The sequence below is a fragment of the Embleya sp. NPDC001921 genome (assembly GCF_053594475.1).
In genome coordinates this window covers 42006-48400 of record NZ_JBSFEO010000065.1, presented here as the reverse complement: position 1 = coordinate 48400, position 6395 = coordinate 42006, and the positions used below count along the sequence as shown (strand labels likewise).

The 6395-nt window shown below is 70.3% G+C and carries 5 protein-coding genes and 1 pseudogene; 3 read left to right on the top strand and 3 right to left on the bottom strand.

Features of this window, described 5'->3' with window-relative positions; translation table 11 throughout:
• Positions 1-246: 246 nt before the first annotated feature.
• Positions 247-1016, top strand: a pseudogene (locus tag ACWCPW_RS46045) (transposase).
• Positions 1017-1365: 349 nt separating this feature from the next.
• Here the strand turns inward: ACWCPW_RS46045 and ACWCPW_RS46040 are convergent.
• Complete coding sequence (locus ACWCPW_RS46040; RefSeq protein ID WP_449767611.1) at positions 1366-1878, bottom strand: pyridoxamine 5'-phosphate oxidase family protein; 513 nt, start codon at positions 1876-1878, stop codon at positions 1366-1368.
• A 36-nt stretch (positions 1879-1914) separates the two neighbouring features.
• Positions 1915-3501 carry an MFS transporter gene (locus ACWCPW_RS46035; RefSeq protein WP_449767610.1) on the bottom strand — a complete coding sequence of 529 codons (1587 nt, stop codon included), beginning with the start codon at positions 3499-3501 and terminating at the stop codon, positions 1915-1917.
• Positions 3502-3637: 136 nt separating this feature from the next.
• Here ACWCPW_RS46035 and ACWCPW_RS46030 point away from each other — a divergent pair, with 136 nt between their 5' ends.
• Positions 3638-4669: a LysR family transcriptional regulator gene (locus ACWCPW_RS46030; protein ID WP_449767609.1), complete on the top strand. Its 1032-nt coding sequence runs from the start codon at positions 3638-3640 to the stop codon at positions 4667-4669.
• A gap of 89 nt (positions 4670-4758) precedes the next feature.
• On the opposite strand, the gene ACWCPW_RS46025 is transcribed toward ACWCPW_RS46030, so the two are convergent.
• Entirely contained in the window at positions 4759-5625 is an 867-nt protein-coding gene (locus tag ACWCPW_RS46025; RefSeq protein WP_449767608.1) for a helix-turn-helix transcriptional regulator, read from the bottom strand.
• A 162-nt stretch (positions 5626-5787) separates the two neighbouring features.
• Between ACWCPW_RS46025 and ACWCPW_RS46020 the strand changes: the two genes are divergently transcribed.
• Positions 5788-6393 carry a short chain dehydrogenase gene (locus ACWCPW_RS46020; RefSeq protein ID WP_449767607.1) on the top strand — a complete coding sequence of 202 codons (606 nt, stop codon included), beginning with the start codon at positions 5788-5790 and terminating at the stop codon, positions 6391-6393.
• Positions 6394-6395 lie beyond the last annotated feature (2 nt).

Here is a 6395-nt window from a genome sequence, read left to right as displayed (position 1 = left end):
ATCTGGAAGGCGGTGGCGGACGATATCTGGTACCCGTGACCATGAATGAGGCCTGGCGGCTCTTCAACCGTATTTCTTCTCCGGTTCGCCACAGCACGAAGCATGTACTCGCCTGGTCCACATGGCGAAGAAGAAGCCAAGCTCGAGCCCGCATCAGCCATTACAGACGCCGAGGACATCCCGAAGTGTCGTTGCAGTACTAAGGCTTGTCCCGTAAGTGTTGATCGCGGGTGGGATGATCTTGGTGTGGCTGGTGTGATCACGGCGTCGGAGCCGTCCTGGATAGCCCCGTTCACCGGGCTGAGCCCGCGTCAGTTCGGCAAGCTGGTCACCGCGTTGCGACGCGAGGGCGCCGACCGGCCCGGAAGGGCCGGCCATGGGCACTGCCGTTGGAGGACCGGGTGCTGCCGGTCGCCGCGTACCGGCGCACGAACCTGACACTGCGCCAACTCGCGCCGCTGTTCGGCATATCGAAGTCCGCAGCCGATCGCGTCGTCGACCATCTCGGCCCCATGCTCGCCCTCCGGCCACGCAAGCGTTTCCGCAAGGACACCGTCCTGATCGTCGACGGCACCCTCGTCCCCACCCGCGACCACACGGTCGCCGAAAAGTCCAAGAACTACCGGTACTCCACGAACCACCAGGTCGTCATCGACGCCGACACCCGCCTGGTCGTCGCGGTCGGCCGCCCGGTCACCGGCAACCGCAACGACTGCAAGGCCTGGGAGTTGTCCGGTGCCAAGGCTGCCGTCGGCACCGCGCGGGTGATCGGCGACGGCGGCTACCGCGGCACCGACGTCCTGGTCCCCCATCACCGCGAACGCGGCCAGGACGAACTTCCCGACTGGAAACACGAGCACAACACCTCACACCGCCGTGTTCGCGCCCGCGTCGAGCACGTCTTCGCCCGCATGAAGACCTGGAAGATCCTGCGCGATTGCCGGCTCAAAGGCGCCGGCGTCCACCACGCCATGCTCGGCATCGCCCGCCTGCACAACCTCACCCTCGCCGGCTGACCCAGCGAGAAACCCCGATCCACACGCCCCGAGATCAATTACGGGACAAGCCTTAGCCAGGTCGGTCGCACGTGGCCGATCTGCGTCACCTACAGCGCCACCGTCTCCGACGGCGGCGGCGCCGAAATCGTCCGCCCCACCGGCCGGCACCTTGCAACGTTGGCCCCGTCCACGAACCGGAGCCCCGGCGGGCAGGCGGGGCCGAAGGCCCTCCCGCCACCGCATACCCTCTCCACCTCGTCGTCCGCGCCCGGCAACCACCAGGGCAGACCTCGGTCCCGCTCATGCGCACCGGCCGGCCCCGCCGATGCGGGCGGGTCCGGCCAGGACGCGGTTCGGGCGAGTCTGTTCAGAGGGTGGAGGCCCCCGATTCGGCGGGTGTGCGGAGGGGCTGCCACAGGGTGTTGCGGAGGTCGGTGCCCCGGACGAGTTGGATGCGCCAGGGGTCGATGCGGAGTACGTGGTAGTCGGGGTCGTCGGGTCCGCCCTGCCAGTAGCGGGCGGGGTCGTAGCCGACGCCGGGCGGGCCGCCGTTGACGTACAGGTCCCAGGCGTACTCCCGGGATTCGCGGTCCTCGGCCCACGTGGAGACGCTGTCGACGAAGACGGCGTTCTGGCGGGGGCTCCAGTACGAGTAGGTGGTGTGCGGGTTGTCGGCCAGGTGGGCGGCCTTCACCGGGGTCTTGTAGACCGCGAGCCAGCCTCTCGGGGCGCCGTCGACGACCTCCCAGACGGGGAAGAGGATGCGCGCACGCGGGCGGTGTCGCTTGTCGACGGTGATCATCGTGGCGTACTTGATCTCGCGGATGTAGGAGAAGAACGTGTCCTGGATGTCGGCGAAGTCGCTGACTTTGGTGGCCATGGAGGGCTCCTGAGGTTGTGGGTGGGTCGATGGTGCTCAGCGCGCGACGGGGACGTCGGTGGCGTTCTTGGTTCGTGCCGAGGTCGGAGTAGGGATCTGGGTCACCGCGCCGGGCGCATCGGTGTCGTCGTCGCCACTCCCGCCGACCGCCGTCGATCCCGAGCGCAGCCCGAACGCCCCGATCACCGCCGCGACAGCGGCCGCCACGAACGGGACGACGAGCGCGGCCCGGTAGCCGTCGAGTTGACCGGAGGCCGAACCGGCGTCCGTGGCCGCGATGTTGACCGCGGTCACGGCGGACAGGCCCAGTGCCGAGCCGAACTGGAACGAGGTGTAGAGCAGCCCGCCGGCGAGACCCTGTTCCTCCTCGTCGACGCCTTCCGTGGCGGCGATGGTGAGCGGGCCGTACGAAAGGGCGAAGGCCAGGCCGAGGAGCACGAGGCTCGGCAGCATCGCGAGATAGGTCCAGTCGGAGCCGACCGGCAGGAACAGCGCATAGGCCACGGACGCGAGTACGAGCCCGCCGAAGATCACCCGGGCGTTGCCGAAGCGCTCGACCAGCTTGGGGGTGAGGAGCGGCGACAGGACGGCGTCGATGCCGATGACGATCATCGCGAAGCTGGTCTCCAGCGTCGACCAGCCGCGCAACTCCTGCAGGTACAGAACGACGATGAACTGGAAGCCGAAGAAGCCGCCCGCGAACAGCAGCCCCGAGAGGTTGGCGCGGAGCAGTGCGCCGTTGCGCAGGATGCCCAGGCGCACCAGCGGCGCGGCCGACCGGCGCTCGATGACGACGAAGGCCGCCAGGAGCAGCAGACCCCCGCCGACCGTGGCGAGTGTCTCGACGAGGGTGGCGTGGGCGGCGCGTTCGACCCCGAGGACGATGAGCACGATGCCGCCGGTGACGGTCAGGCCGCCGAGGATGTCGAAGCCCTCGCCCGTGCGCGCCGGACGCGGCGACTTCGGGACCACCGCGAGTGCCGCGATCAGGATGAGCGCGGACAGGACGACCGGAGCGAAGAACACCCAGCGCCAGCCCGCCGAGGTCAGCAGGCCGCCCGCGACGAGGCCGATCGAGAACCCGCCGGCGGCGGTCCCCGAGTAGATGAGCAGGGCGCGATTGCGCTGCGGGCCCTCGGCGAAGCTCGTGGTGATGATGGACAGACCCGCCGGGGTCATGAACGCGGCGGCGACACCGGTTACGAAACGGGCGACGATCAGCATCCAGCCCTCCGTGGCGAAGCCGCCGAGGCCGGAGAAGAGCAGGAAGACGACAAGCCAGAACACGAACATCTGCCGCCGCCCGAAGAGGTCGGCCGCGCGCCCGCCGAGGAGCATGAAGCCGCCGTAACCGAGGACGTAGGCACTCATCACCCACTGCAACTCGCCGGTGGACATGCCCAGGTCGGCGCGGATCGAGGGCAGGGCCACGTTGAGCATGGCCACGTCGATGCCCTCGAGGAAGATCGCGCCGCACAGGACGAGCAGCACGCCCCAGCTGCGCGCGCCGAGGCCACCGAGGGCGCCGGAACCGTCCGTGGTGTCGCGCGTACCTGTACTGCTCGCGCTGCTAGTACTATTTGTGCCGCTTGTGGCGCTTGTGTCGGCAGTTTCTGGGGACATATCGGAAACGCCTCCGGGGCGAGTGGTGATCGGGATGTCACCACCTTCGTCCCGGACGCCAAAGTGGAACAACGGCGAAGATCTCACCGTTCATGCAGTCCGACTGCATGATCCGATCGACCGCCGTGAGGGCCCCATGGAACGCGATGAACTGGAGACGTTTCTGATCCTGGCCGAGGAACTCCACTTCGGCCGGACGGCGGACCGCATGCGCCTGTCGCGCTCACGCGTGAGCCAGCTCGTGAACCGTCTGGAACGGCACGTCGGGGCTCCGCTGTTCGTGCGGACGAGCCGCCGGGTCGGGCTGACCGTGATCGGACGCCAACTGCGCGACGACGTGGCCCCGCTCCACCTCGCGCTGGCGGCGGCCGTCGAACGGGCCCGGAGCACCGCGCGCGGCATCGACGCGGTGCTGCACGTCGGATTCTCGACGCCGCTCACCGGTGAGATCGTGCTCCGCGCCGCCGAGATGCTCCGGAGTGCCCACCCCGAACTGGCGGTGGAGATCTGCGAAGTGCCCCTCGCCGATCCATACGGGCAGTTGCGCAACGGGGAGTTCGACGTGCAGGTCGCGGAACTGCCGGTACGCGAGACCGACCTCGCCCACGGTCCCGCCCTGCTCCGCGAAGGACGCACGCTGGCGATCGCGAGCGATCACCCGCTCGCGGCCCACGCCGCAGTCGTCTTCGAGGACCTGGCCGACCTGCCGCTGCTCACCATCGCCGGCGAAATCCCGGACCACGTACGCGAGTTCCACGCACCGACGCACACACCCGGCGGGCGGGCGATCGGGCGCGGCCCCTCGGTCACCAACATGCAGGAAGCGTTGATGATGGTGGCGGCCGGACGCGGGGCGCTGCTGTCGCCCGCACACGCCTCCGCGTACTTCGCGCGGCCCGGGGTCACGTACGTGCCGTTCCTGGACGCCGAGCCGGTCGACTACGGCCTGGTGTGGCGCAGCGAGGAGAACACGGAGGCGATGCGCGTCTTCGCGCAGGCGATCCGGAGCGCGGCCCGCGAGGGAGCCGGAGCACCGGCGTCGGGCGGCGGCGGTACGACCGGGAGCGCGGGCCGGGGCGCGACGAACTCGGCGCCGGGTACGGGCACGCGCGCCCGCGCGACCGGGGGCGGTGTCCCGGCACCGACGACGACGCCGGCGAGCGTGTGACGAAGGCGCCGGTACGTGCGAAGCCGCGGCCATACCGCGCCGCGACCCGCGCTGCTCCCCGCGCGGGTCGCAGGACGTGAACGACGGCGTCAGGCCCTGCCCGACGCGGTGTCCGCGACGATGTCGTTCAGCAGTGACAGGGCCGCCGCCGAGGGCGAATCCGGAGCGGCCGTGAACACGGCGACGCGCTGACCCTCGTCGGGCAGGGCCATGAACTCGATGGTGAGCCGCATCGTGCCCACGACCGGGTGATGGTAGTCGCGCGTGTTCGTGCCGCAGTCCCCGACCGTGTGGGCGGCCCACAACTTCGCGAACTCCGGGCTGGCAAGCGTCAGTTCACCCACGAGGGTGGCCAACGCCGGGGCCCCGGGGTAGCGGCCCGAGATGAGCCGCAGGTCGGCGACGGTCGAGCGCGCCTTGCGGGTCCAGTCCCCGTACAACTCCCGAGCGTGCGGGTCCAGGAAGAGCAACCTCGCGATGTTGGGGCGATCCGCCGGCCGGCTCGGTGCGGTGAAGTCCACGTGTCCGGCGATCAACGCGTGCGCCATCGGGTTCCACGCGAGCACGTCCAGGAAGCGCCCCATCACCAGGGCCGGCACGCGTGCGAACGCGTCGATCATGAAGCCGACCGTGGGCCGCACGTGTTCGGGCTTGCTCGCGCGCCGGCGCGGCTTGGCGGCCGGCCGGGCCAGTGTGTACAGGTGCGTGCGCTCGACGTCGTCCAGGCGCAGCACGCGTGCGATCGCGTCGAGCACCGCGTCCGACGCGTTCGGGCTCTGGCCCTGTTCCAGGCGCGTGTAGTACCCGGCGCTGACGCCGGCGAGCTGGGCCAACTCCTCGCGGCGCAGGCCCGGGACGCGTCGGCGCCCGCCGAACGTCGGTAGTCCGGCCTCCTCGGGGGAGAGTACGGCCCGTCGTGAACGCAGGAATTCGCCCAGCTCCGCATGCGTGTCCATGCACTCGATTGTGCCCGTGACGCTGCGGCCCTGCCTGCACCTGCCAGGTGTAGGCACCGGGGAGGTACCCCCGACACGGGGCCGGCTGCCCCGCCGATCCGCGCGCAGTCTGGTGTCCGACGCAACGACGACCACCACGAACGGGCAAGGGGAGCGGAGCACATGAGAGTCATCGTGATCGGTGCCGGCGGCACCCTCGGCAGCGCCATCGCCGCCGAACTCGAAACGCGACACGACGTGATCCGGGTCGGCCGGCGCGGACCGGTACACGCGGACCTGACCGACCGGGCCTCGCTGGACGCGATGTTCGACGAGGTCGGCGCCTTCGACGCCGTGGTGTGCGCCGCCGCGAGCGGCGCCCTGACCCGGTTGCACGACGGCGACGACGCCGCCTTCTGGACGGGTCTGAGCGGCAAGCTGGTCGGCCAGGTCGACCTCGTGCGGCGGGCCATCCACCGGGTCCGGGACGGGGGTTCGATCACCCTGACCGGTGGGCGCTTCGCGGAGCCGATTCCGGGGTCGAGCACCGGCTACCTGGTCAACGCCGGCCTGGAGGCGTTCGTACTCGCCGCCGCGACCGAGACGACGCGCGGTATCAGGCTCAACATCGTCAGCCCCGGTTGGCTGAGCGAGTCCCTCGCAATGCTCGGTATGGACCCTTCACCCGGCACACCCGCCGCCGACGTCGCCCGCGCCTACACGGCCGTCGTCGAGGGCGATGCCCACGGCCTTGTCATCGACCCCACCACCACCCCGATCGGACTGTGACC

Coding starts and splice junctions, on each gene's coding strand:
- ACWCPW_RS46040 (WP_449767611.1), bottom strand. CDS start 1,878: ATGGCCACCAAAGTCAGCGACTTCGCCGACATCCAGGACACGTTCTTC.
- ACWCPW_RS46035 (WP_449767610.1), bottom strand. CDS start 3,501: ATGTCCCCAGAAACTGCCGACACAAGCGCCACAAGCGGCACAAATAGT.
- ACWCPW_RS46030 (WP_449767609.1), top strand. CDS start 3,638: ATGGAACGCGATGAACTGGAGACGTTTCTGATCCTGGCCGAGGAACTC.
- ACWCPW_RS46025 (WP_449767608.1), bottom strand. CDS start 5,625: ATGGACACGCATGCGGAGCTGGGCGAATTCCTGCGTTCACGACGGGCC.
- ACWCPW_RS46020 (WP_449767607.1), top strand. CDS start 5,788: ATGAGAGTCATCGTGATCGGTGCCGGCGGCACCCTCGGCAGCGCCATC.